The following is a 25,980-nucleotide window of genomic DNA, read 5'->3' as shown; positions in this document are numbered from 1 at the left end:
CTTTATTGGTATCCAGGATTTTGTTTCAACGACGAAATGCCATTCTTGGTACTTAAGTCTATCTGACGTTGTGGGATTGGGAAATATTCATCAACACCTTTAACGAAATTACCGCCTCGTACATCAGGGGTAATCGCTCCTTCGAAGCTGATATATTTATTCAATACCTGGTCGGCGATACCCCAGCGAGCCAGATCGAAGAAACGGTGACCTTCCATAGCCAATTCTATTTTTCTTTCGAAGTAAATAGCCTTTAATGCTTCAGCCTGACCCATCGACGTGAAGGTGCCAGCAGGGTATTCAGACACTTTATAATTCGCTGCTGGCGTTTCAGTAAAGCCGGCCAGAGGATCGCTAGGATTCTTATAGGTATATACCTTACTGCCAGCAGCACCTGCGCGAGCCCTTACAAGATTGACGTATTCCTGCGCTTTTGCAAGGCTTCCTGCCTGAGCTTCGGCTTCTGCTGCCATTAATAATACATCGGCATAGCGAATGATTAAGACGTTAATGGCCGTACCTGGAGCCCAGGAATTCTGATCAGAGTAGATGTCTTGAGTAGCCTGCCAGTAAATATTCTTTTTGGGTGAATAGGGGCCGGCATAAGTCTGATCACGAATCCAGGCACGTCCGGGATGGTTGCCCCAATCCAGATAAGGAATACCGCGACGACCCACCGTCCAGTCCAAACGAGGATCCACGGGTGTAGAATTGTCTGGTGTAAAGGACGCATCGGCATTTACGCCCATGTCATTTTTCAACGTTTTGCTGTTGTAGGTATCCACTAGTGGTAGCCCCTGAGCAGTAGTCTGAAATGAATTGGCCAGATCGATGCTAGGCTGGAAGAATCCACAGCAGCGGAAAGGAGAGTTATAAGGGAAATTTAGCATGCCCCCTTGATTGGCGTTAGAAATCGTGCCTGTTCCATCATTTGCGGCCATCTGAACGGCAAATACGGATTCCTGCATATTCTTCTTTGCTGCGTCGAAGTTGTCTTGAAAAGCAGGCATCAGGCCATACTTGAGCCCATTACTGGTGACCCCTTGTGAAATCACCTGATCGAAGATGGTCTTTGCTTCAGCAAATTTACGCTGATACAGATAGGTTTTGCCCAGATAGGATGCAGCGGCCCATTTGTTCACCCGTCCAACTTCGGACTGTGTAGCGGGCAGATTATCCATGGCAAACTGGAAGTCCGCCTCGATATTTGGCCATATATCCTTATCATTGGGGACAGCGGCGGGATCTTCCGTGTTCTCATCGATCCAAGGCACCATATTAAACATCTTCTTAAGCTCAAAGTAGTAGTGGCCTCTTAGGAAGCGTGCCTGAGCTTGATAGCCTTTAATATCTGCTTCAGAAACATTCGTTTCAATTTGTGGAGCAAGTCGCAACACGGTGTTTGCCCGGTTGATTCCCTCATATACCGCTTTCCATTTGCTATTGAAAAAGCCATTGCTAGGAGAAACCGAATAAGCCATAATTGAATTGATACCGGCTTGGTCGGCTCCATCACTGCCTTTTTTGGCATCGCCACCGGCTATACTTCCATAGATCCAGTTGTCGGGGGCTGCATCCCAGGCGCTGGCTGCACCTACGCCGTTACCGTCCAGGGCAGCGTAGGCTCCTACCAGTACATTTTCTACCCCTGCTTTTGTTTTCAGCTGGGCATCACTTAGGGCACCCAGGGCCGGCTGCTCCAAAAAATTATCCTTACATGCATTGGAAGCGAATCCCAAGGCAATGATTAATGCTATTTTTGAAAAATTTATTTTCTTCATCTCGATTCTGATTAAAGATTGGGTGACTTAGAACGACAAATTCAAACCAATAAGGAATTGACGGGTATTTGGATAAACACCTTCGTCCAATCCAAAGGCAGTGGATCCTGCCACCTGGCTTTGTCCAATTTCTGGGTCTGGTCCCGAGTATTTGGTAATGGTAAACAGGTTAGCAGTCTGAAAATAAATCCGCGCTTTTTCAATCTTATATTTAGATAATAGCTCCTTTGGTAAGGTGTAACCCAATTGAGCATTTTTGGCACGTAGGTAGCTGCCTTTCTCTACATAATATGAGTTAGGTACATTGGTAGTACTGAAAGTACCTGTGTTCTCCTGAATAGGTGCCGTGGCATTCATTCGATCTGGAGTCCAGGAATCATTCAGTGCAGTATTGCTCTTAGCTCCCTGGAAGTTGGCATAGAAGTCATGCCACCATTTCAGGTTGTTCCAGATATCATTGCCGGTTACCCCATAGAAGAATATCCCGAAATCGAAGTTTTTGTAAGTGGCACCCAAGTTTAGTCCGTAGCTCATTTTAGGGCTAGGATTACCCAAATAGGTCCGGTCATCCGCCGTAATCAGACCATCTCCGTTGATGTCCTGATAGCGGAAACGACCCACGGCCACTTCACTTTGGTAAATTGCATCAGCGTTACCGGTGGCAGATTTGGCTGATTCGTTCGCCGCATCAATTTCCGCCTGCGTATTCCAGAACCCATCAATCTTATAGCCAAAGAATTGTCCTATAGAATGTCCAACACCATTTCTAACGATACTACTTCCGTTGAAACGACGTGCTTCCTGATCGAAATAGTCTACCCCATCGGTGATTTTTTCAATCTTATTATTATAAGTCGTCATGGTTACGGTAGCATTCAGTTTCAAGTCACTATTGATTCTTTTTTCTCCATAAATGGATAAATCCAGACCCTTATTCTTCATTTTACCGATGTTAACGGCAGGAGCCTCGCCTTGTCCAATAGTACCCGCTAACTCAGGAGAGAATAGCAAATCTTCAATATTCTTCTGGTAATAATCGATAGTAAAGTCGATGGCACCATTAAAGAGTTGAGCATCTAAACCGATATTCGAATTGATATTACGTTCCCATTTGGCACTTGGGTTACCTACTCTGGTACGTTGGAAGCCCTGGATGGTACTATTGCCAGTTCCTCTGATATCATAGAAGCTGTAATTTCTATTCTGACCATAGGTCGTGAAGGCATTGGCTGTAGAAATATTGAACTGGTTACCCATAATTCCATATCCCCCGCGTAGCTTAAGATCGGAGATCCAGCTGATGTCTTTCATGAAATCTTCTTCTGAGACTCTCCATCCTGCACTCACCGCCGGGAATAGTCCATACTGAGAAACAAATTTGGATGAGCCATCACGGCGAGCCGTAACACTTAACAGATAACGGTCATTATAGCTATAATCCACCCGTCCAATATATGAGAACAAGGCTTCGGCATAGCGATAACTATAATTTGTGGGGGTTCCTGAACCAGTAGAAAGGTTGAGGTAGTTAGGGTCGAAAGAGAAATAATCTAATGTTCTTCCACCTACTTCTCTCCCTGTAGCACGATACGCCTCAGTTCCGACCAGAACTTTTAAATTGTGCATATCGTTAAAGTTCTTTTCATAACTCAAGGTGTTACTCCAAGTCCAGTTATAGCCCGAAGATGCGCTTTCAGAATAAGCATTAGTCGTATTGTTTTCCGCATTTTCCCATTCAGGAAAGCTAAACGACTGGCTGGAGGAAGAGTAGATGGTACCACCGAAGCTCGAGCGTGCTACAAGATCTTTGGTAATGTCGAATTCGGCAAACATATTTCCAAGCAAGGCATTGCTTAAACTCTTGTTGTTGCGGGTACGGTCTTGAATGGCTACCGGGTTTTTAGCATTTCCAAGTCCCTTACCAAAAGAACCGGCATAGTTGCCATTAATGTCGTATACAGGGATGATGGGCTGCATACGGAAGGCCATTCCGATACCTCCACCTTCTTCTAAAATAGACGCACGAGGGTTATCTACAACTGAAAACGCGATGTTTTCACCCACCCGAAGACGCTTGCTTACATTATATTGGCTATTAGCCCGCAAGGTATAACGCTTTAGATAGGTGTTTTTAAGGTTACCCTGTTGATTGAAATGGTTAAAAGAAAACAAATAGCTTCCCTGATCACTGCCTCCACTTACGGAAAGGTTATGACTCTGCATAGGTGCATTACTGAATACTTCATGAAACCAGTCAGTCCCCTGTTTATTGGCCTTCACGATTCTATAAAAAGAATCCAGGTCTCCTTTTTCAGTATATTCAGGATTAACATAATACTTGCTGAAGTCAACTTCAGATTCACTCAGTCCATTGGGGACGATATAATCGGGGAGCACCGGGGTGGGACCACTGCCATACTGATCGTCATTGATTGCGGAGCCAGAATTTTTTAAAGCCAGAAATTTCAGGTCAGCCATTCCCTGCGGCGATAATATGTCATACACATTACCCTTCTTTACGGTTTGAACACCATAATACATATCGTAATTGACTCTAACTTTTCCTTTTCCACGTTTGGTGGTAATAATCACTACTCCGTTAGAGGCGCGTGATCCATAGATGGAAGCAGAACCTGCATCCTTCAGGACCTGCATCGTTTCTACATCATTAGGGTTCAAATTATTGATATCCTGGGTAGGCACTCCGTCTACTACAAATAGCGGCGTGTTATTGCCAAAGGAGTTGATACCCCGAATACGGATCTGTGGAGCCTGTCCAGGTTGACCAGAGGTCAATACAGTAACTCCTGACGCCCGTCCCTGAAGCTGATTAGATAGGTTGGAATTAGGCTGCTCTGTAAGCTCACCTACCTTAACGACCGATACCGAACCTGTCATATCCTTCTTCTTTGCCGTACCATATCCTACCACCACAACCTCACTCAGAAGTTTTTCATCTTGAGTCAGCGTCACATTCACCTCTGTCTGGTTGGGTGTTACCGTTACGTCTTTGGGGGTGAAGCCAACGAAACTAAAAGTAAGTACGAAGCTGCCGTCCGGACCATCAATGGTAAAGTTCCCCTCTCCATCTGAGTTCGTTCCGCGCTGCGTGCCTTGTACTACTATAGATACGCCAGGAAGACCCATGCCAGAGTTGTCCACGATTTTTCCTGTAATCTTGCGGTCTAAAGCGGACTGGTCGCGAGATGAGGTGGGTTTCAAGGGCTGTACACCAACTTTCTGGCGCTTGAGTATAATCTGCTTGCCCGATACTTCATATTCCAGATTCAAAGGAGTGAGGATGGTCGTAAGGGCCTCGCCTAGGGGTTGCTTGTTCAGACTAACGTTTATGGTCCTATCTGTTTTAATCAGGCTTGAGCTGTAGAGAAACTTGATGTTGACCTGCGCTTCGATTTGTGCAAGTACTGAACGTACGCCTTGATTCTTTGCCTGCAGGGATACTCTGTTCTTCAATACCTCCTGTGCTTCGGATGAATTGGCAAAAGTAAGGGTTGATAATAAAGCCGCTATGAGCAGCTGGGAAAAACTAAATCTCATAAGGGTCTGCCAGAGAGCATAGTTAAAATACATTTTTTGCATAACTTTACAATGTTTTGTTAAGATTTGGAAATTGGGACAAAACAAATCCTCCATCCGAATATTTCGGATGTCATAGGTTTTCGAGGATTCTTTTGAAGATTAGGTTGGTGATGCTGCAACATCATCAACCTTTTTTTTCTCTAATGCATAGGAAAGGTATTTTGGATGGAAAATTATTTAGGTTTGTTATATGAATATTTTTGTCTTTAGTGGCATCCTCTCCCTTCAATAATGAATTGGGCATTTTCAATTCTATAAGTTGCCTCTATGCCCTTACAAATCAGGTCTATCTTTTCGAATAGTGTCTCTTTTCCAAAGGAGGCAGTCAGTAAGCAATCACCATGTGCTACCGGATCGTACTGAATATCTATTCCATAGGCGCGTTGAATGGTATCGAAAATTTTCCCTACCGGAACTTCCCGGAAACTATTAGGCATATCTGTCCACTTGGCGGATGGAAGGGGCACGGGTTTGTCCACTAAGGACTTTTGAAGGGCCTCGTGGCTCCGGGAATATTGGACTCTTTGGTTGGGGGTAATCATCGTCGTTGCTTCCGATTCCTTGTTTTCTAGTATTGACTCCATTAGGCTTTTTCGAGAATAAACCGAAACTTTCCCTGTGGTTACAATGACTTCCAATTCTTTAGATTTTTCGAAAGCTTTTATGGTGAAGCTGGTACCTAGAACCTTAGTCACCAGTTCATGGGAGTAGACGTAAAACGGTCGATTAATATTCTTACTTACTTGGAAAAAAGCTTCACCTGTGAGATAAACCTCCCTTTTGTCGGAACCATTGAAGGCGATAGGGAAGCTTACCCGGCTGTGGGGCTTCAGGGTTATGCGGCTACTATCTGGCAGGATTACTAGTAAATCGCCTTGGCCTTCATTTATTTTTTCGGTAAGACTATGCTGAATGGAGGCAGTCTGGCAGGCATAACTATATTCATTGATCGTAAGATTGGACCAAGCTAGCCAGCCTATTACTACTAGGATCATGGCGGCTGCGACGCTGGCTGTCCAGCGGGGCATGCGAGCCCAAAGACTTTTGGGGTGGGAAGGCTGAGACAAGGTCTGTTTTTCTATCTGGTCCCACATTGATTCCACCTGATATTCCCTGGGTTTCAGTTGGTCCAGATCTTGATGAAGTTGTATCAGAAGGAATCGGGCATGACGCATTACCGCCCTCTTATCTGGGTTTCTTAAAAGATAGTCATTCCAATATCGATCCGATTCCACATCGGGAGACAGGACCCATCTTTTAAAATATTCATCTGAAAGGAAATCGTCCAGTTGGTAGTTTTCGTCGCTCATGCCAATGCTTTTTGATGGGATTTATCCCACATGCTACAAACAAGAGGAGGGCATGTCGAGTTTTAACTCACCCGGAGTAAGATTTTTTTTATAATAAAAATAATAATACGATTAAGGAGATGGATAGCTGTCGAAGTTTTGACAGGCCTCTATGAATAAGATTACGTACCGATTGCTCATTAATTGCCAGGATTCCAGCAATTTCGGCATAACTAAGATCCTGGTAGTATCTCAGTATCAGGACTTCGTACTGGCGAACGGGGAGGTTTTTCAAGCCACGGGCTAAGTCCTGTTCCATGCGCTGGGTACTTTCTTCCTCTACAATATAAAACTCTTTGGGTAGGGATATGGGAAGCTGATCGCTATCTTCCAGGTCTATTTTATATAATTGCTGATCTTGCTTGGCAATTCGGTAAATTCGTCTTCGTAACGCCCGAAAAAGATAAAACTTGGGAGCAACCACATCCGATAGCCCTGTCCGGCTTTGCCATAAGTCAATAAATAAATCCTGGATGAGGTCTTCTATAATGGCTTTGTCGGGCAGTAACTTGTATCCATAGGCATAGAGCACTCGTACATAACGTTGGTATAACATTGCGTAGGCCTGAGAATCCCCATTTTTAAAGGATATCCATAAAGATTGGTCTTCAGCTTCTGTTAAAACGGTGTCCAAGATTGACTAAGATTTTTTGTCAAAAGTATTAAAATTCTTACAATTCGTTTAGCTTAACGCTGAGTTTTGTATTTTTTTATCACAATTTAATCTGATTTTGCTAAACAACTTGTTTTTTCTAAAATATAATGGTGACTTTGGTGACATCCATGAGGTCTTAAGAAAGACTTTAGCCACTCTATAGAAAATAAATGCAGTGTTAAGAAATTGAGAAAATAATTATATTATCTAATATTTGACTAAATATAATTGATATTGGCATAGAGTTTGCTTAGTAACCACAAACAACCATGAATTTATAACTATATGAAAAAATTACTCATAGTCATCACACTAATTGTATCCAGTATTACGGCAAATGCCCAATCATTCAGCTTTGGTCCTAAGGTAGGACTAAACCTTAGTAATTATACCGGAGATGATATCCAGTCGGATGCCTTGGTAGGTGCACATTTGGGAGGACTTCTTAATTTCGGAATTGGGGAGAACTTTTCTATACAGCCTGAGGTGCTCTTTTCTACCCAAGGTGCCAAAATTGATGTAGCTGGTGAAAAAAGAGATTATAAGACTTCTTATGTAACAGTTCCAGTACTATTGAAGTTAAAGTCTAATGGAGGGTTATACTTAGAGTTAGGTCCTCAATTTGGTTTCAAGACTTCAGAAAACATCCCCGATCAGACCATTAATAATTTCTCTAAAAACCTAGATCTTGCTGCAGCACTTGGAGTAGGTTATCAGGCTCCTTTTGGGCTAGGTTTTGGTGCACGTTATTTGGCAGGACTTTCTAAAGTCGGTAATTTCGACAGTGGGAATATCAGCCCTGACTTTAAGAACAGTGTGTTACAGTTTAGCGTTTTCTACGCTATTCCTGTAGTTCGTTAATTCCAGCGCTATTTAGTAGAAAGCCGCAGGGTATGGAAGAAATTCTGTACCCTGCGGCTTTTTTTATCAAGTCTTTTACGGCGCCGACTGCCTTTTGAAGGAGTCAAGTCCGTCTTCGGATATCAGCAGGACTAATCTTGTACACCAGGCTTAACTGGGGATATTCTTTCGAACCTGATCGAACAGGATATTAGGTAAAAAACGTTTAAGATAGATGGCAGCAACCTCCCTCAAGCCTCCAATATAAATTTCCTTTTTATCATTTTGGACGGCCTTTAGAATTATAGCCGCACATTTTTCTGGAGGTATTCCATTTTCCTGATTGCTGTCCATTTTTCCAAATTTTCCGCCTTTTTCGTCCATAGCATTCATAGAGATATTTGTTCGGATATAACCGGGACAAACGGTAGTGACACCGATGTGGTGCTCGTAACCCTCCGCTCTTAATGAATCATAAAAGCCGTGAAGCGCGTGTTTGGATGCATTATATCCCGATCGCATGATGGTTCCTATTTTGCCGGCAACACTGCTCATTACGATAAAATGTCCTTCTTTCTGACGTTTCATATGGGGCAATACTGCTTTTGTAAGTGCGACCGTGCTAAAGAAATTGATATCCATTAATTTTTTGTAGACCGAAAATTCTGTTTCGTCTATATAGGATCTCTGGCTTACCCCGGCATTATGCACCATAACATCGATACGCCCGAACTTGGCGATGATCTTTTCTACGGCAGGAGTGGCTTGCTCAAACTCGGTAACATCCATGGGTAATACCAGTACGCGGTCCTGGTCCAATCGCGTCTGTAGGCGTACACGTTCGAGTTCCTCCGTTCTTCGAGCGGTCAGAACCAGCATGGCACCTTGTTGTGCAAAGGCAATAGCAAGTGCTTCGCCAATTCCAGATGAAGCTCCTGTAATCCAGACCACTTTTTTATTATAACTTTTCATAACGATAGGGCAGCTGTTGGGGTATAGGTTAGTAGGGTATGAGAAGCGGTAACTTCTAAATGAGCCGGAGCTCCCATGCATAAGGGTAAATTATGCGCAACATGACCTGCCGGAAACTGGTGAGCAACGGGGTAGTGGTAAGGAGCCACGTGACCTGCAATTATTTGACTAAAATTCTGCCCAAATGCTGGATCCTCATTATCCTTCATATCGGTAAATTGCCCTACGATCAAACCGGCCAGATTGGCAAGTTTGCCCGCCCTTTTGAGTTGTAGCATCATCCGGTCCAGGTTATATAAATATTCGTTGACGTCTTCAATGAACAAAATTTTCCCTGACATATCCAGGTCTGAGGAGCTGCCGACAAGATGGGATAATAAGCATAAATTTCCTCCCGCCAAAATCCCCTGAGCATGTCCCGTTCGATTTAACGGATCCGCAGGAGCCCGATAGTGTATGGCTTTACCAAATAACATGCTTTTTAATTTTCCCCTGGCTTCCTCTGCTCCATCTAGCATCATGGATTTTACCATGGGCCCGTGGATACTTGCGACACCCAGTTGTTGAATATGTGAATGAAGGGCAGTTAGGTCGCTAAATCCTACGATCCACTTAGGCTGTTTCAAGAAAGTCGTAAAATCTATCTGATCGATAATCCTGGAACAGCCATAGCCCCCTCGAGCCGCTATAATAGCCTTGATCTCCGGGTTGTCCAGCATAGCTTGCAGATCTTGTTGGCGCTGCTGATCGGAAGCTGAAAATTGATGATGCTGACTTTTAAGAGTAGTGCCTTCTACGATTTTCAGTCCCCATTCCTGTTTTAATACATTCAGGCCGGGGATTAGTTCTTGATATTGAACGATGCTGGCCGGTGCCAGCACCCCCACCTGATCGCCAGGATTTAAAAAAGGGGGTATTGAATAGGTGATAGTTGTCAAAATAATAAATTATGAGGTGATGAAGCCTTCGAGCGGATAAAATATAATTAGATGAAAATTACCTCCTCGACCAAATTTGATCCCATTTCTCTATTAATAAGCTCGATGATTTTGCTTTTTGCGCGTACTAGCTCGTTTCGCAGAGGAGCGGATTCTATTTGTAAATACAGGGATCGATCTTTTATAAAAACCTTTTTGGTACGTGAGGCTATGGTCTGGCCCATAATCTTGTCCCAATGCGCTACCACATAAGATTGTTCAAAACGATTGCGCAGCTGGTATCGATCCAACATCTGCTCTATGGCGTCCTTGAGTGGTGTGATGCCTGGACGTCTAGAAGCCTTTTCCCGATCAAATCGATATTGTTGTGCCATAAATCTATTAGGTTGCTGCAAAGATAAAAACTTATGGTCGAACCCAGAAGCAAAAATAACTTTACCAGGGCTTTCCATCTTGCTACTCTTGTCCGGGTAAAGTTAGTAAGACTAATAGGGTTTGGGTATATAAATTTGCAATTTAGCATAATGCGGCTTATTATTGTGCCATCAAGTCAATTGCTCCATACAAAGAACGATTGATTTATAAAGAAGAGGCGAGAGAATGGGCTCAATGATCCTCTGGCAACCTGCTACCAATATTGGAGAAAGGTGCTAATTCCCACCTAAGCAATTAGGAAATATAAACTCAATTCGTTGATGCATATTTATATTTTTTTAACGGGAAGCGTACAGGCTTCAAATTCTTTACGATTACAACCTAATTGTTCTTTTTCGACTTCCATGGGAGGGACGATAGGGAATCTGTTTGTTGTAATCTATTCGGATAGATCATGCCTTTTGGCCCTTTTTAGAGGAGCCAATATGGAAGGCCTGGCTCGATATACTCACAATTTTGATCATTAATAAATTAGCTATTGCAACCATGCAGGCCGAACAGAAAATATTTAAATACCCTTACGCATACTCATTAGAACTAGGTCGTGAATTGAATGGTTTCGAACTTTCCTATACTACATATGGTACGAGGAATGAAAACGATGATAATATCGTGTGGGTATGCCATGCCTTAACGGGTGGATCGAACGTAACAGAATGGTGGGATGGGTTGGTAGGATCTGGAAAATATTTCGATCCAGAAAAGCATTTTATAATTTGTGCCAATGTTTTAGGTTCAGCCTATGGCTCTACCGGGCCTCTATCACTAGACCATAAAACCAAACAGCCATATTTTAGGGATTTTCCCGTTCTAACCATACGCGACGTGGTAGGAGCCCTGGAACTGCTTCGGCAGGAACTTGAAATTAGAAAAATTAAGCTCTGTATTGGGGGGTCGCTCGGGGGGCAGCAAGCAATAGAATGGGCTGTAGAGGTTCCCGAACTTTTTGAAGAGCTCATATTGATTGCCTCCAATGCCGTGCATTCTCCCTGGGGAGTGGCGTTTAACGAATCGCAGCGCATGGCTCTTGAAGCGGATCCGACTTTTAATGATCCTGACGAGTATGCCGCTCAGGCAGGACTAAAAGCGGCTCGTTCCATTGCCCTACTTTCTTATAGGAATTATGATACTTACAATTTCACCCAGGCTCGAGATAACCCCGACCAGGTAGACCAGTTTAGAGCCTCCTCCTATCAGCAGTATCAGGGAGATAAGTTTGTAAAGCGTTTTAATGCCTTTTCTTATTGGACACTCACCAAGCTTATGGACTCACATAATGTAGGGCGTAACCGGGGGGGGATTGTGCATGCCTTAGGCATGGTAAAGGCAAGAACATTGGTTTTAGGCATAAAATCGGATATGCTCTTTCCTCCAGCCGAACAGCAATTCTTGGCCCGCCATATTCCATTGGCTACCTATCAGGAAATAGATTCCCTGTATGGTCATGATGGCTTTCTGATAGAATACAAACAGCTGACACAGATTATCAGGTCTTGGCAAAATAGCGAGGGGCGTATGTGAATCTGTCCGGGAGGAACAATAATTGCCCTGAATACAGCCATTCCGCTATATTCAGGGCTTTGGATTTTTATTTCAAAAGATTGATCAATCTTTCGGGCTCGTTGGTAGTAATGTAGTCGATACCTTGTGCTATCAAATCACTCATTGTTTCTTCGTCGTTTACTGTCCAGGCGTTTGTGGTAAGCCCCAGCTTTTTGAAATCCTGCACCCACGTAGGATTCTTTTTGAATATGGAATAGTGGTAGTCGACGCCGTCAAGGCCCGAAGCTTTAATTACCTCGGGAGATTTATCTCCCGTAAGGTAAAGCACTTCCGAGTCCGGGCTCATTTTCTTCACCAGGAGGCAAACATCATAATCGAAGCTAATGTAATCGGTGATATCTTTTACCTTTAGCTTTTCTACCATCTCTACACACTTCCTTGCCAAGGCAAGGGAATGTTCCTTACTTTGTTTCGAAGCCTTTATTTCAAGAACCAGCCGGGTTGTCTTCTGTTTTTTTCCTGCTTTCAGGTAGCTCTCTAGGGTGGGTAGCGGCTCCCCATTACTCAGTTTGAGTTCATTAAGCGTCTCTTTGCCATGAGTTTCTATATTAGTACCTCTAAGGTCGTGGTCATGGTTGACATAAAGTACAGAGTCGGCAGACATATGTACATCGAATTCGCTGCCGTAGCACTTTAATTTAATGGCTTCTTTTAGTGCTGCAATGGAATTTTCCGGCACATTGGTATTTTTCCAGGCTCCTCTATGTGCTATTACTTTTGTCTTGTGATCCATGGTTTTTTGGGAGTAAACCACTGAGCCGCTGAATGTGCAGGCTACCAGGGCTAAAATTATTAATTTGTTCATTCTGGTTGGATTGATGGTAAAGAGGAATATTTTTAAATGGTTTAAAAGCTCAAACTTAGTATAATTCGAGGAGTCGATATTTACGCCAGTATTACCTTTCTTTCTCAAAACGTATCCAGTCCAGATAAAAAAGGGTCTTTTGGGGAGGAACTTCTCCTTCAAAACTTAAATAAAGATTGGTAACCCTTTGCAGGCTGTTCAGGGGAATAGCCAGGTCGAACCATCCATCCTTGATATTTTTCCAGCTTCCTGCTGGTATTGTAGCCTCCCCGATCTTAAGCCCTTGAAGACTGTCTGCTCTCAAGACGAGCTTGCCTCCGGCGCCTTGATTCTGAATACGCGCAATGATATGCCCGACTTGGGTAAGATCTAAATCTTTAAAACTTATAAATCGTCCGTTGCCACAGGGTATGGAGGTAATATATCCATTATTAAGAGTTCCGATGGATACGCTGACATTACCTTCTTCAAAGTCTTCGGCTTGCAGTTTTGGGTTTTTTAAGACGAGAACGGTACTGCTAGTAAGGGCAGGTACAGCTTGAGCTCCTCCATCAGTATAGCTCGCCTGCAACACGTATGAAGCTTCAGGTCCAGCGTCGGTATGTTCCAGCAAAGGTATACTTCCCTGGAGCGGGAGTTGAGCGGGAACTTCCTTCAAAGATAAGATGTATCCGCTAAGATTGCGAGCCTCTTTGGCAGTCAGCTCGGCATGTGGTGGCATAGGGTAGGTTCCCCAGTTTCCGCTGCCTCCTGATATTATTTTTCGGCTTAGGTTGTCCGAAGCGTCTGGGTCCGACTGATACCTAGTTGCTATCGCAATAAGAGATGGTCCTATCGATTTGCTGTCTAGGCTATGGCAGGCTTTACAATCAAGGCTTTGGTAGAGGCGTTGCGTTTCGGCATAGCGTAAATTACCGTGGCTGGCCCCGGAAAGCGCCGAGGCCAGATCCTTCCCAAAGGGAATCATATGGAAGGATGCTTTTGTACGTGAGGGATTAATTAACCGATCCTCTTCATCCGATATTTCAATGCTATAATTCAGGGTGGCCCCGTCCCAATAAAAGCTCCGGTTACCTTTCACATTAATATTTACTAGGGGAGGTGCATTACCTGCTGCTATTTGTTGAGAGGCGGAAGACTGCCCCCCATGATTGTCCGTTACCGTAAGCAGCAGGTCATAGATTCCGGGCTTGGTAAGGGTGTAGGTGAATTCCTTTTTATCATACGTTTTACCGTCGATATTCCACTGGTAAGTCAGCCGGTCTTCCGGGTCATAATCCCTCGACTTACCTGCCGATAATTGTATTTTCAGTGGAACAGCCCCAGCCGTGTGATTAATAGTAATTTCGGAGATAGGTTTTCTGTTGCCCTCCGAATATTCTACTCGAACTAATCCTGCATCTGTGTTTTTTGCAAACCAATTGGTACCATAGGCAAGGAGGTAAAGTGCACCATCGGGACCGAACTGCAGGTCCATAGGGGCCACAATATGAAGATGAGGAAGAAAGGGCTCCATCGCCAGGTAGTCACCGTTTGCATCTAAGGTTACTGCCATCATCCATTTGCGTACCCAGTCATAGATAATCAATTTTCCATGATAGTATGCCGGAAATTGATAGGGTGCCTCCTTGAAAAGATCCTGATAGAAAACGGGACCTGCCATGGCACTAGCCCCTCCCTTTCCTAGTAAGGGCCAACGTTTAGAGGGGCCCTTGCCATACCAGATCATGGCGGGCTGGGCAGGGGGAAGCTCCCGTATCCCGCTGTTATTAGGAGATTGGTTAATAGGTTTTAAGGGATCCTGCTTAGGGCCCTCTTTTTTTGTCGCAAAGTCATACTTGGGAAAGCCTTCATTATTCCCTAAAAAATAGGGGTATCCGAAAAAACCAGGCTTTCTGGCTTGATTGATTTCATCATAGCTCAACAAGCCCTCTTCGGCAGGTATGGCTGTATCGGGTCCCACATCACCCCAATAGACAAATTTCGTTTTAGGGTCGACTGATATCCGAAAAGGGTTTCTGCAGCCCATAACATAAATTTCCGGACGCCCTTGCGAGCCGTCTCTGGGGAATAAATTTCCATCCGGAATATCGTATTTTCCGTTAGGCAGCGGTTTGATGCGTAATATCTTTCCCCTTAAGTCCATGCTGTTGGCACTGGTAGCCTGCCCGTCAGATAGCTCCCTCCCCGGTCTTTCGTCGGTGGGGTTATGTCCTTCTATTTCTTCGGCATTAGTATTGTCGCCTATGGATAAATACAGCATTCCGTCGGCATCAAAAGTCAGGTATCCTGCTGAATGGCAGCAATAGGTTCTTTGGGTGGGAACCTCTAGTAGTACCTTTTTAGAAGCGATATTTAATTGGTCACCCTGTAGCTCGTATCGAGCCAGATGGCTCACATTTTTGTCGCCTCCCACACCGTAATATAGATATATCCATTGATTTTCAACGAAGTTGGGATCGGCTGCCACCCCCAGAAGTCCGTCCTCAATGCCGCTGAAAACATTTAAGGTAGCAATCGTACTCATTGCTTTGGTGTCAGCATTATAGCGTTTGATTGCACCTTTTCTTTCCACAACGATCACATCCAGATTGGGTAATATTGCCATTCCCATGGGTTCATCCAGACCCGAGGCAAGTCTGATCGGGGTAAAGCGGGTACTGTCGGGTGGGCTGGAGTTACCGCCGGAATTGTGAAATTCTGGCGGTGATAGCTGTGTTTCTGCGGTACGTCCACTCGTCTGAAATAGGGTAAACAGGGGCATGATTAATGACATCCAGAACAGGAAGGTGGCATTCATTTTCTAAGGATTTAGGTTTTAATAGGACCTTAAAGTTAAGATAGATTGTGCGGGTCCTCCTAGTTTCCCTTCAAAAGTTTTACTACAACACTTTTAGAGGCAGGCGTGTTACTCTGCTCTGCCACGCTGTCTATAGGTACCAGTACATTGGCTTCTGGAAAATAGGTGGCGCAGCATCCCTTGGCAATGGGATAACTAACTATTACAAAATGATGGGCAATTCGGCGTTGACCATTAAAATAACCTACCAGATCTACAATTTCACCGTCAGCCTGCCCCAGTCTCTTTAGATCATCTGGATTGACCAGCACCACGCGTCTTTCGTTGTAGATCCCTCGGTAGCGATCGTTGAGGCCATACACCGTAGTATTAAATTGGTCGTGACTCCGTATGGTCATCATAAGCAGCTCGTCGGCTTGAAGGGACAGCGGTTTGGGAGTGGTAACATAAAACTGAGCCTTGGAATCTGCTGTGTCGAACTTTCCTTCGCGGGTACAATTGGGTAAATAAAAACCTGCAGGCTGACGCACCTTACTATTATAGTCTTCAAAACCAGGCACACAAATGGCTATTTCCTCCCTGATCCGATCATAATGTTGGGTATATTTATTCCATTCTATTTTTGTCCGGTCTTTTAGGGTAGCTAGTGCCATTCCACAAACGATAGCAGGTTCGCTAAGGAGCTGGTCAGAGATGGGTTTTAAAACACCTTTGGATTGCTGCACCACCCCCATGGAATTCTCACAAGAAACAAACTGCAGCTCACTACCCGTATGATCCTGGTCACTACGACCCAGGCAGGGCAAAATTAAGGCCTCTTCCCCATGAACAAGATGACTTCTATTTAACTTGGTAGAAACCTGAACGGTCAGTTTACAGTTTCTTAGGGCTTGAGCCGTGTAATGGGTATCGGGTGTTGCGGAGAGGAAATTGCCACCCATAGCGATAAATACAGAGGCCTTACCATGATACATGGCATGGATGCTGTCTACCGTGTCGTAGCCATGAGCACGGGGAGGAGCAAATTGGAAATGGTTCTCCAATGTATCTAAAAATGCTGTTGAAGGTTTTTCATATATTCCCATCGTACGGTCGCCTTGAACATTGCTATGGCCTCGTACTGGGCAAGTACCCGCACCAGGTTTTCCAATGCTTCCTTTCAGGAGGAGTAAATTGATTACCTCTTTAATGGTGTCCACCGCATTCCTATGCTGGGTTAGTCCCATGGCCCAACAGACAATTAGTTTATTTTTGTTTTGGATGAGTCTGACCAGGTCCTCTATCTGGCCTGAGTCCAGTCCTGCCTGCTCAGAAAATTTTTGTACATCTACTCGACCAATGTTCTCCCGCCAGGCTTCGTATCCGGTAGTATTCTCCTGAATAAATGCCGTATCGAATACCGTTCCCGGCATTTCCGACTCCTTTTCTAATAGTAACTTCTCTACAGCTTGTAAAAGAGCTAGGTCTCCATTTATTTTAACCGGTAAATACAAATCAGTAAGTTCGGGCTTGATTCCCAGCACCCCCCGTACCGTTTGTGGGTTGTCGAATCCCATTAGTCCGGTTTCAGGTAAAGGGTTAATGGCTACAATTTTTGCTCCACGGGCCTTGGCCTTTTGCAGGGCTGTAAGCATTCTAGGATGATTTGTCCCCGGATTTTGTCCTAAAATCAAAATCACCTCAGCCTCATTGAAGTCGTCTAATGTCACGGAGCCTTTTCCAATTCCCAGGGATTCTCCCAATGCCACTCCACTGCTTTCATGGCACATATTGCTGCAATCAGGCATATTATTGGTGCCAAATTCACGAGCAAAAAGCTGATATAAAAATGCCGCTTCATTACTTGTCCTGCCAGAAGTATAAAAGATCGCTTCGTCGGGCGATACCAGAGCGTTGAGCGCGTTTCCAATTAAAGAAAAGGCGTCTTCCCAACTTATGGGCTCGTAATGAGTAGCTCCCTTCCGCAAATACATGGGCTGGGCAATCCTTCCCTTCAGATTAATTTTGTAATCCGTTAGCAATGCAAGGTCATGGAGGGAGTTCTCCTTGAAAAAATGGGCTGATAATTTCTTGGTCGTAGCTTCATCCGCCACAGCCCGTGCTCCATTTTCACAATATTCTGCAATGCCCGACCGCTCATCATCGGGGTCGGGCCAGGCACAACTTGGGCAGTCAAAGCCCCCTTTTTTATTGAGGCTCCACAGGGCCTTCATCCCCCTGGAAAGACCCGCCTCTGCCAGGGTCTTTTGGATGCTCGATTTCACAGCCGGTATTCCTGCCGCTACTTTTTTGATGCTTCCCCGTTTTAGTCCTGTAAGTTCCTCCGGGTTTTCCGCTGCTGGGTTATTATCTGATTTTTGATTCATTACCGAAAGTTTTTTTAGCCTCTTCTCTATTACTTATGGTGGTAATAGATAATATCTGAAGTTCCTTATCTGGAATATTCAGCAAATACTATTAGGATTTTCATAATGGTCCGACTGGTCTTCTGTGGTATTATCCAGGCATTTAAAGTCCTTTTCTAATAGAAGTTTAAGGGTTCCATCTGGTCTGATTTGCTGCTTCGAGCTCATGCCGACTACATCATTTTCTGGCCAGGTTTCGGCAAATGCTTTAGGGACCAATACCTTGATGCGATTTCCGGAAAAGGTAGCCTCCAACTCGCCATGTTGCTCCTGGATTTCCAAGGAATAATATAGGATACCCCCTACAAATTCCGTTTGAGATTCTACAACACCCGACCGGGCTAAAGTGGTTACCTCCGATTTGCTTAATCGGATACGGAGGGAATCGTTTAATATGCGTAATTTCATTTTTTATTTATTTAAAAGCTTAAAACCCCTCTTCGATGTGGTCATTACCCTTTTACTATAATACGGTGGGGGGCAGTATAGAGGTTGAAACGATCCTGTTTTAAAAAACCTATTAACGTGATTCCAAAAGACCGGGCTGTCTCTACCGCCAGGCTGGAAGGAGCCCCCAATGCTACGACCACACTAATGCCAGCCATATATGCTTTCTGTACCAGCTCAAAACTCGCCCTTCCACTAAGAAGTAAGATATGATGGTACAGGGGTAAAGTCCTTTCTTGAAACGCCCGCCCTATTACTTTATCCAACGCATTATGTCTGCCCACATCTTCTCCTATCCAGGAGAGCCGACCATGCCGATCGTATAGGGCAGAAGCATGGATGCCTCCTGTAGCATCAAACAGGGTTTGCTGTTGCTGCAGCTGGGCTTGTAGTCCATATAGCATATCCACTGAAATCGAGAATGTGTCGGATCCGCTGTCGTATTTAGAAACGGTTCGGATGGCCTCAATACTCGCTTTTCCGCAGACACCACAGCTGGAACTCGTGTAAAAGTGTTTGTCCTGTTCGGGCATATTGGGTAGGGCATGAGGCTCTAACTGGACAAGAATGCTGTTGGGTGACCAAAATTCCTGATCAACCGAAGCCACCTGATCGGTACTTGTCAGGATGCCTTCGGTAAACAAAAAGCCTAAGGCCAGGTGCGTATCATCACCTGGGGTACGCATTGTAACCGAAATCACTTTGCTTATTCGAGCATGTGCGGGGCCATACTGCATCCTTATTTCTAAGGGTTCTTCTATGGCAAGTTGGTCATCTATTTGCTCTGGTCTGTCTCCGACCCACCGTGTCGTGAGTCGTGGGGCAGTGGCTGTATTCTCCATAATTACGGGTTTGGCTCTCGATTTAATTGAGCTAATATTTGCTTATACGCTTCATGGGTATCAACGCTCTGAATTTTATACCCATGCTTCGCCTGATGCTTCACTGCTTGATTTTGCTTTAAAAAGTACTGTAAGGAAAATATCCCCTGCATATACTGATTTCTTAGTTGAGTTAGGGAATGGGAGGGATAAAAAGCCAATAAAGGTTCATAAAATCCCTGCTCATTGAAAAAAGCCTGGGGGCGATCTTTAGTTGTGAGTTTAGTTAGAAAATGGGCTAGTTCATCCGCATCGAATAGGGGGTAGTCGCAACCTAAAGCGATAATATCGTGATGAGGAAACCGTTGCTGAGCCGTCAACAATGCTGCCATGGGACCGATAGAGTCGTATTCTGGAGCGTCAGGCAGAGGTATTCCTTGTGCTTGACAGTCGGATAGCTGATCCCGATTACAGCTAAGCACCACCAGCTTGCAGTGGGGAAGTAGCATATTCTGGACGATGACTCGCTGTGGTAGGTCCTGATAGATGATTTTGCCCTTATCCTGGCCCATGCGCGTACTTTTTCCACCACACAGCACAAGCCCTAATAATGGCTTGTGTTTATTCAAAAAGGGCGTTGTTGTTGTCATAGCATCATGATATGATTAGTAGGCCGCGAAGGCAGTAGGTATACTCTGGAAGCTCAATTCTTTAAATCGGGGTTGTCAATATGAAATTGAAGGTCAATGCCTATATAAAATTGGATAATTCTCGCTATATTCCCTAATATCAGAAAAGATGTTTTGTTATGGAAGTTGGAGACGTTAAAATAGCAAATAAGAAACCAATATACCCGGTGAGTACGGAATTGCGTAAGTACCTGCGTTTCTACCAGCGGGATGCCCGATTACCTATTGGTTATCAGGATTTACTACATTTTCATGAATCCTTTCCCGTTATGGACAAGGCAGGAAGAGATACCTTCTGGGAGAGCCCCTTGTATCCACCTCATGAACTAGAACGAATCCACCAGGGCCTAAAAGTAGCCTATGCCTTGCTTAAAGCCTCAGGAAATCTGAGAATCGTTCAACATAAATATATAGAGCGCATCGACTACTGTACCTTTGGTAACTCGAATCCCTTTCGGGTGAAAATTGTCAATAGATTAAACGACGTCTACGATTATTTCTATGTGAAAAAGGCTGATGCATCCAGAATATATGGCCTGGAGCTGGAAGAAATTTTTTCGCCCAACCAGGTAAATTATCTGGTAGACGGTTCTACGTTAATTGAAGAACATATCGCAGGAATTCCTGGGGATGTTTTTGCTAAAACCCGCTTAGAAGATACGGATTATAATCCCACCAGGATCGCCAAGGAGTTTGTCAAATTCAATGAGCGATGCCGCATTACGCTGTTGGGTGATATGCGCTCCTACAACTTTGTAATGCAGATCACTCCAGATTTCGATGATTTTCAATTTCATCTTCGGGCCATAGATTTCGATCAACAATTTTTTGAGGGAAACTTAAAAGTATACATGCCTCAATTCTTTAAGGAAAACCTTCCCTACGTTCAGTTGGCCATGGAACATCTTACCGATAAAACAGTGCTTCAGTACCAACAGGAGGAGCAGTCGTCGATTATGTATCAGGCAAGAAGTGAAAAACACCGGTTGAAAGAACTGCGTGACGTCTCAAAAAAAGACAAAATTTCAACACCCGAAAATATCGAACAACTCCGCAACGGTCTAGCCGCATATTGTCAGGATGCCAATTATTTTCGATGTGACTCCATGACGGATATTATCGAGCTGAATATTAAAAATGTAATACGGCAAGTGATCTCCTGAGGTATGATATTAAGTGCTTATAGATGAGATGCATTACCGTTAAATAAGTTAAGTAACTTACTTGTCGGTTAATTGGATTTTTTACATTTCTTTACTCGAGAAAAATACTACCCTCCCTCTAGAAGAAATTGTAAAAATGGAAAAGTTAAAATGCCTACGTTTTATAGGTATGCCCCTGTTGTTGCTCTGTCCGGTCTTGCTTTTTTATATTTATATCTGGCAATATGCGGTTAACATCCCTTATATGGACGATGCCGATTTGGTAGATGTGGTAAACCATTCCCAATCGGGTTTCCGGGAGTTTCTCGCTATTTTATTTCGGCAGCAAAACGATCATCGAGTCTTCTTTTCGAGGTTGGGAGTTCTGATACCCTTTTGGATTACTGGCAGCATCGATTTTCGCCTCACCATTCTCGTGGGCTATATAAATCTAATTGGTCTTGGCTATTCCATTTTTTTGGTTTTTCGGTCCTTTGAACCGAGATTATGGTATTTTTTACCAGTTAGTCTTCTTTTATTTTCTCCCATAGTATATCAGGTCCATCTATGGAGTATTACAGCCTATCAATATACTTTGTCCATTGCTTTCTCTATAGGCGCACTTTATTTCCTTCAAAAAGATCTGAGCCGATGGTGGAGTTTAAGTATCCCTTTCAGTATGGCAGCCAGCCTAACCAACCTGGATGGACTGGGCACACTTCCTGTTGCCTTCATATGGCTGCTGCTTCAAGGCCGGAGAAGGGTAGCAGGGTATTACCTGATTTTTCTTCTGGCTTATGGAACGTTATTTTTCGTCGACTTCAAATTGTCTGGTGCATCACAATTGTCCTTTGGAATGGAGGGGTGGCTTTCCTTATTCAAAAGCATAGTGGCTATCACTGGTTCATTGGGAAAGGTAATTTCGGATACTTATGCTTTGAGTTTAGCGATGATCTTAGGGGCGGCCATCCTGTTGTTATATCTATCCTTGAAAATTTGGGATCTTATGGGCAGCAATTTGGCGATACTCTCAAAAAGAAACTTCTTAGAAATTGATTTAGTGGAGATCTGTTTTTTAAGGGTATTAGCTAGTGCCGCAATGATTGCCATAGGAAGGCATATGGACGGAATAGAAAATATGCTTGCGATCCGATTTCAAATCTATTCAGTCAGTTTGGTAATCCTGTTTTACTTATACATTCTAAGCAGGGTTGAGCTCGGAAGACGGGTATATGTTGGTAGCCTGACCCTTGGAATAGCTATGTTTATTGGGGGGTATAGTTATCTTAAGTATAGTTCGGCTGTAGATTATTATCGAGCGGGTCTTGTAGCGGATTCCTATAACTTTACAGCCAGAAAACTTTTTCTCCATCAGTATTTCAATTTGCCTGATCCTCAACCATGGTTTTACGGACACTATCGTTTTCCTGCATATTATAATACTGCAGTCTTTGAGAAATGGAGTCGTGAAGAGGACACGATGCGTGTTCTGCGAAAGGAAGACCTTAAAATAGTTAAGATTCAGAATGAGGCGCAGTATAAACATTATATCTACCCGGTTCTGCAATTTGGCCTCGAAAATATTCCTGATTCTGTCCACACGAAAGAGGCATATCTGATGCTAACATCTACCACCCAAAAACAAGAATCCTACCTTATGGCTCTTCGTCCGGAAGGGCCTCGCATACTTTTCTGGGGGAGGGAGGGGACAGTCAAACTTGTGGGAGAGATCCCGGATAAAATACCTTCCACTGCCTATAATTTAAATCTGTGCTGGAAGGCTGGCGACAGCACTTATGTGCGGGCTGTTGGCAGAAATGTTTCTTTATAGGGAATGGCCTTGGGGACTATTAAGCATTCATTGTAGAGCCCGACTTTCCCGGGAAAGCCCGGCTCTACCTAAATCTTAATCTATAAACCTTCTTAAGATGGGAGCATAACTATCTACCCGCCGGTCGCGTAAGAATGGCCAGGTGGTACGGTAATAATTCAGCTTACCAAGATCTATGGTTTCGGTATGTACTACTTCGTCCTGGTGAGGTGCCAGATATAAGAGCCGACCTTGCGGGTTGGCTATAAAGGAGCCGCCCCAGAATTGTTGATCCGCCTCTCTGCCCACTCTATTTACCGCCACAACATAAACCCCATTCGCTACAGCATGGCCTCGTTGAATAGTCTGCCATGCACCATACTGTTCCTCGTTAATCAGGGGGTCGGTTTCGTTAGTGTCCCAACCGATGGCTGTTGGATAGAAGAGAATCTCTGCACCCATAAGGCTGGTGATCCTTGCGGCCTCAGGGTACCACTGATCCCAGCAGATAAGCACCCCAATTTTAGCAAATTGAGTATCGAATATTCTATAGCCGTTTCTGTCCGATTCGGTGCTATCGGCATCGCCTGGCGTAAAGTAAAATTTTTCGTAATATCCCGGATCATCGGGTATATGCATTTTACGATATTTTCCTAGGTAACGGCCGTCGGCATCAAGGACTGCTGTGGTATTATGGTATAGACCTTGTGCACGCTTTTCAAACAGGGATGCAATGATAACAACCCCTAACTCCTTGGCCAATTCTCCTAAGGTATCTGTGGTAGCTCCTGGTATTGCTTCAGCAAGGTCGAAGTTGTTATGGTCTTCTATGTCGCAAAAATAAAGGGATTTATACAGCTCCTGAAGGCAGATAATTTGTGCTCCTTGGGCAGCGGCTTCTCTGATACGCTCAACAGCCTTTCGCTGATTGGCTTCGACATCGCTGCTACAACTCATCTGTACCAGACCTATGTTAACATCTTTCTTCATGTATACGGGAATTGTTATTTTTTTTCGGTTTCAATGACCTACTAACATTAATCTGACCCTGGTAGTTCGGGCACTGCAAAATCGAAGGACGATTCGGTCATACATTTAAAATGTCCCTTTGGGCAACGATCGTATCCAATTTTGGAACAAGGCCTACAGGATAGATCCTTGTTTTCTATAGTCTCGAAGGGAGTAAGGTAAGGATACATGCCAAAAGCGGGTACTGTATTGCCCCAGATAGAATAGATTTTTTTCTTAAAAGCGGAGGCAACATGCATTAAACCCGTATCGTGGGTGAAAACCAGAATAGCTTGCTTCAGTATGGACGCAGACTGATTAAAATTGTATTGCCCACATCCGTTGTAAATCTTATGTGTTTCCAACTGACTCATAATCTCATCTCCCGCGGATTTATCTTCGGGACCACCAAGTAAAATAATTGGAGACTGCAGCTTTTTACAAAGCTCCACCATTCTAGGTACAGGTAATTTTTTGGTAGTATGTTGTCCTCCAATAGCATAGGCCGTATAGCCATTTTGATGGGTGGAGGGTAGGGAATCGAGTGATATTTCATCCTTGGGTGGGATAAAATAATCTAGTCCTTTGAAATCATTTTTCACCCCAAATGATACTAAGGTTTCCAAATTCCTGTCAACAATATGAAGGTCGGGCATTCTGTCGATCTTAAAATTGGTGAGCAGAAATTTTTGAATGTTCAGTTTCTCGAAGCTATAGGCCTTCACCGATAAGGCCAGCTTAATTCGTAAGGTGCGGATATTGCGATGTAAATCGATAATAACATTAAAATTCTCTTTCTTTAATTCCTTCAACAGGGCAGCAAGAGAGTGGTTCAGGCACCATACTTTGTCGATATAGGGATTTTCATCCAGCAGAAAACGGAATTTCTCCTTGGTAAGAAAATGAATTTCAGCGTTGGGATGCTGTAGTTTCAGGCAGCGTACTACCGGCGTGGTGAGTATGATGTCGCCGATAGACGAGAAACGCAGGATTAGAAACTTCTCTGATTTATTCAATGCTTTCGAGCTGTTGGTACGGGTATAGTTGGTGAGGTTTGGAATGTTTCCAGCGTTTATGACTCCATAGCCAGTTCGCAGGCTGCAATATAATATCTCTTTCTAGTAGTTTTATCTGTTTTTCTAATATTGCATTTAAGGGTTCGTTGTTGGGATGTTCTGTTATCTCTTCAATTTTGATCTGATAATGGCCTCGTTTTTCGGGCTGACGCATGATGGCAGCATAAAAAACAGGCGCGTTTAGTGCTCTTGAGATGATCTCCACTCCTCGGAATACGCCTGTTTCCTGATTTAAAAATTTCGTCCAATAGGCCCGGGCGGGGTTAGGGGATTGATCATTCACGAGAAAAAATAGGAAAGGTTTGTTTCTGGGCGCTGTAGCAAGCTGAAGGGCCTGATTCATCGGTACCAATTCGCTTCCAAAGCGTGTTCTTATATTATACATCCAACGGTCTAACGAGGCATTAGCAAGTTGATGGTAGACTACCACCACCTGATGCGAAAGTCGTACTGAGGCATATAGGTTGGCCAACTCCCAATTTCCTAAATGTCCCAGAACAACCACCAGATTCTTTTTTTGTTTATAATACTGATCAAAAATACTGGTATCCATACTCACTCTTTCCAGAAGTTCTTCTCTTGTAATATGTTGAAGTTTTAATGACTCCAGAATAATATCTGTCATATTTCGGTAAAACTGTTCAGCTACCCGATTTAGCTGATTATCGTTGTACTGCGGCAGACTTTTTCGAAGGTTGGTAAATACGGTGTCACGCCGGTACCGGAAGATTTTATACAGGGCGGAGCTTATAACATCAGAAAATCGGTATATAGATTTCCAAGAGGTATTGCCAATATTATTTAATGTAATAAGAAGAATCTTTACAAAAAGACTTTTCATGGC

General features: G+C 43.9%; 20 protein-coding genes and 1 riboswitch. Of the genes, 4 read left to right on the top strand and 16 right to left on the bottom strand.

Annotation, left to right across the window (positions count from 1 at the left end):
- Positions 1-2: 2 nt before the first annotated feature.
- From X939_RS0105120 to X939_RS0105105, 4 genes are all read right to left on the bottom strand, one after another.
- Positions 3-1,781 carry a RagB/SusD family nutrient uptake outer membrane protein gene (locus tag X939_RS0105120; RefSeq protein ID WP_025762193.1) on the bottom strand — a complete coding sequence of 593 codons (1,779 nt, stop codon included), beginning with the start codon at positions 1,779-1,781 and terminating at the stop codon, positions 3-5.
- 27 nt (positions 1,782-1,808) lie between these two features.
- A complete protein-coding gene (locus tag X939_RS0105115) occupies positions 1,809-5,381 on the bottom strand; it encodes a TonB-dependent receptor (RefSeq protein WP_025762192.1) in 3,573 nt (1,190 codons plus the stop codon).
- Between the two features lie 206 nt (positions 5,382-5,587).
- Positions 5,588-6,691 (bottom strand): FecR family protein, encoded by a 1,104-nt coding sequence (locus tag X939_RS0105110; RefSeq protein WP_025762191.1) that lies wholly within the window; start codon positions 6,689-6,691, stop codon positions 5,588-5,590.
- Between the two features lie 88 nt (positions 6,692-6,779).
- Positions 6,780-7,364 carry an RNA polymerase sigma factor gene (locus X939_RS0105105; RefSeq protein WP_025762190.1) on the bottom strand — a complete coding sequence of 195 codons (585 nt, stop codon included), beginning with the start codon at positions 7,362-7,364 and terminating at the stop codon, positions 6,780-6,782.
- A 306-nt stretch (positions 7,365-7,670) separates the two neighbouring features.
- Here X939_RS0105105 and X939_RS0105100 point away from each other — a divergent pair, with 306 nt between their 5' ends.
- Positions 7,671-8,246 (top strand): porin family protein, encoded by a 576-nt coding sequence (locus X939_RS0105100; protein WP_025762189.1) that lies wholly within the window; start codon positions 7,671-7,673, stop codon positions 8,244-8,246.
- A 150-nt stretch (positions 8,247-8,396) separates the two neighbouring features.
- On the opposite strand, the gene X939_RS0105095 is transcribed toward X939_RS0105100, so the two are convergent.
- From X939_RS0105095 to X939_RS0105085, 3 genes are read right to left on the bottom strand one after another with little or no spacing between them, the layout of a single operon-like run.
- Positions 8,397-9,197, bottom strand: coding sequence for an SDR family oxidoreductase (locus X939_RS0105095; RefSeq protein WP_025762188.1), 801 nt, complete (start codon positions 9,195-9,197; stop codon positions 8,397-8,399).
- A complete protein-coding gene (locus tag X939_RS0105090; RefSeq protein WP_229235996.1) occupies positions 9,194-10,135 on the bottom strand; it encodes a S66 peptidase family protein in 942 nt (313 codons plus the stop codon). The genes X939_RS0105095 and X939_RS0105090 overlap by 4 nt, the downstream gene beginning before the upstream one ends.
- A 47-nt stretch (positions 10,136-10,182) precedes the next feature.
- Positions 10,183-10,509 (bottom strand): DciA family protein, encoded by a 327-nt coding sequence (locus X939_RS0105085; RefSeq protein WP_025762186.1) that lies wholly within the window; start codon positions 10,507-10,509, stop codon positions 10,183-10,185.
- A gap of 202 nt (positions 10,510-10,711) precedes the next feature.
- A riboswitch (SAM riboswitch) is annotated at positions 10,712-10,820 on the top strand.
- A gap of 236 nt (positions 10,821-11,056) precedes the next feature.
- Between X939_RS0105085 and X939_RS0105075 the strand changes: the two genes are divergently transcribed.
- Positions 11,057-12,091, top strand: coding sequence for a homoserine O-acetyltransferase family protein (locus X939_RS0105075; RefSeq protein WP_025762185.1), 1,035 nt, complete (start codon positions 11,057-11,059; stop codon positions 12,089-12,091).
- A 67-nt stretch (positions 12,092-12,158) separates the two neighbouring features.
- On the opposite strand, the gene X939_RS0105070 is transcribed toward X939_RS0105075, so the two are convergent.
- From X939_RS0105070 to X939_RS0105045, 6 genes are all read right to left on the bottom strand, one after another.
- Positions 12,159-12,938 carry a glycerophosphodiester phosphodiesterase gene (locus X939_RS0105070; protein ID WP_025762184.1) on the bottom strand — a complete coding sequence of 260 codons (780 nt, stop codon included), beginning with the start codon at positions 12,936-12,938 and terminating at the stop codon, positions 12,159-12,161.
- Between the two features lie 91 nt (positions 12,939-13,029).
- Positions 13,030-15,738, bottom strand: coding sequence for a PQQ-dependent sugar dehydrogenase (locus X939_RS0105065; protein ID WP_025762183.1), 2,709 nt, complete (start codon positions 15,736-15,738; stop codon positions 13,030-13,032).
- A 59-nt stretch (positions 15,739-15,797) separates the two neighbouring features.
- On the bottom strand, positions 15,798-18,104 hold the full coding sequence (locus X939_RS0105060; protein WP_025762182.1) for an FdhF/YdeP family oxidoreductase: 2,307 nt from the start codon (positions 18,102-18,104) through the stop codon (positions 15,798-15,800).
- 78 nt (positions 18,105-18,182) lie between these two features.
- Positions 18,183-18,551 (bottom strand): DUF7009 family protein, encoded by a 369-nt coding sequence (locus X939_RS0105055; RefSeq protein ID WP_025762181.1) that lies wholly within the window; start codon positions 18,549-18,551, stop codon positions 18,183-18,185.
- A 44-nt stretch (positions 18,552-18,595) separates the two neighbouring features.
- Positions 18,596-19,432, bottom strand: coding sequence for a formate dehydrogenase accessory sulfurtransferase FdhD (gene fdhD / locus X939_RS0105050; protein ID WP_025762180.1), 837 nt, complete (start codon positions 19,430-19,432; stop codon positions 18,596-18,598).
- Between the two features lie 2 nt (positions 19,433-19,434).
- Positions 19,435-20,061 (bottom strand): NTP transferase domain-containing protein, encoded by a 627-nt coding sequence (locus tag X939_RS0105045; RefSeq protein ID WP_025762179.1) that lies wholly within the window; start codon positions 20,059-20,061, stop codon positions 19,435-19,437.
- Positions 20,062-20,219: 158 nt separating this feature from the next.
- Here X939_RS0105045 and X939_RS0105040 point away from each other — a divergent pair, with 158 nt between their 5' ends.
- On the top strand, positions 20,220-21,263 hold the full coding sequence (locus X939_RS0105040) for a hypothetical protein (RefSeq protein WP_025762178.1): 1,044 nt from the start codon (positions 20,220-20,222) through the stop codon (positions 21,261-21,263).
- A gap of 136 nt (positions 21,264-21,399) precedes the next feature.
- Positions 21,400-23,073, top strand: coding sequence for a hypothetical protein (locus X939_RS0105035; protein ID WP_131694658.1), 1,674 nt, complete (start codon positions 21,400-21,402; stop codon positions 23,071-23,073).
- 75 nt (positions 23,074-23,148) lie between these two features.
- Here X939_RS0105035 and X939_RS0105030 read toward each other — a convergent pair whose 3' ends face one another.
- From X939_RS0105030 to X939_RS0105020, 3 genes are read right to left on the bottom strand one after another with little or no spacing between them, the layout of a single operon-like run.
- Positions 23,149-24,042, bottom strand: a complete 894-nt coding sequence (locus tag X939_RS0105030) for a carbon-nitrogen hydrolase (RefSeq protein WP_025762176.1) — start codon at positions 24,040-24,042, stop codon at positions 23,149-23,151.
- Positions 24,043-24,089: 47 nt separating this feature from the next.
- Entirely contained in the window at positions 24,090-25,076 is a 987-nt protein-coding gene (locus X939_RS0105025; RefSeq protein WP_025762175.1) for a glycosyltransferase family 9 protein, read from the bottom strand.
- Entirely contained in the window at positions 25,069-25,977 is a 909-nt protein-coding gene (locus X939_RS0105020; RefSeq protein WP_025762174.1) for a lysophospholipid acyltransferase family protein, read from the bottom strand. The genes X939_RS0105025 and X939_RS0105020 overlap by 8 nt, the downstream gene beginning before the upstream one ends.
- Between the last annotated feature and the right edge of the window lie 3 nt (positions 25,978-25,980).

The organism is Dyadobacter tibetensis Y620-1, from assembly GCF_000566685.1.
Classification (GTDB): Bacteria; Bacteroidota; Bacteroidia; order Cytophagales; family Spirosomataceae; genus Dyadobacter; species Dyadobacter tibetensis.
This window is presented reverse-complemented; position numbering and strand designations above follow the sequence as displayed.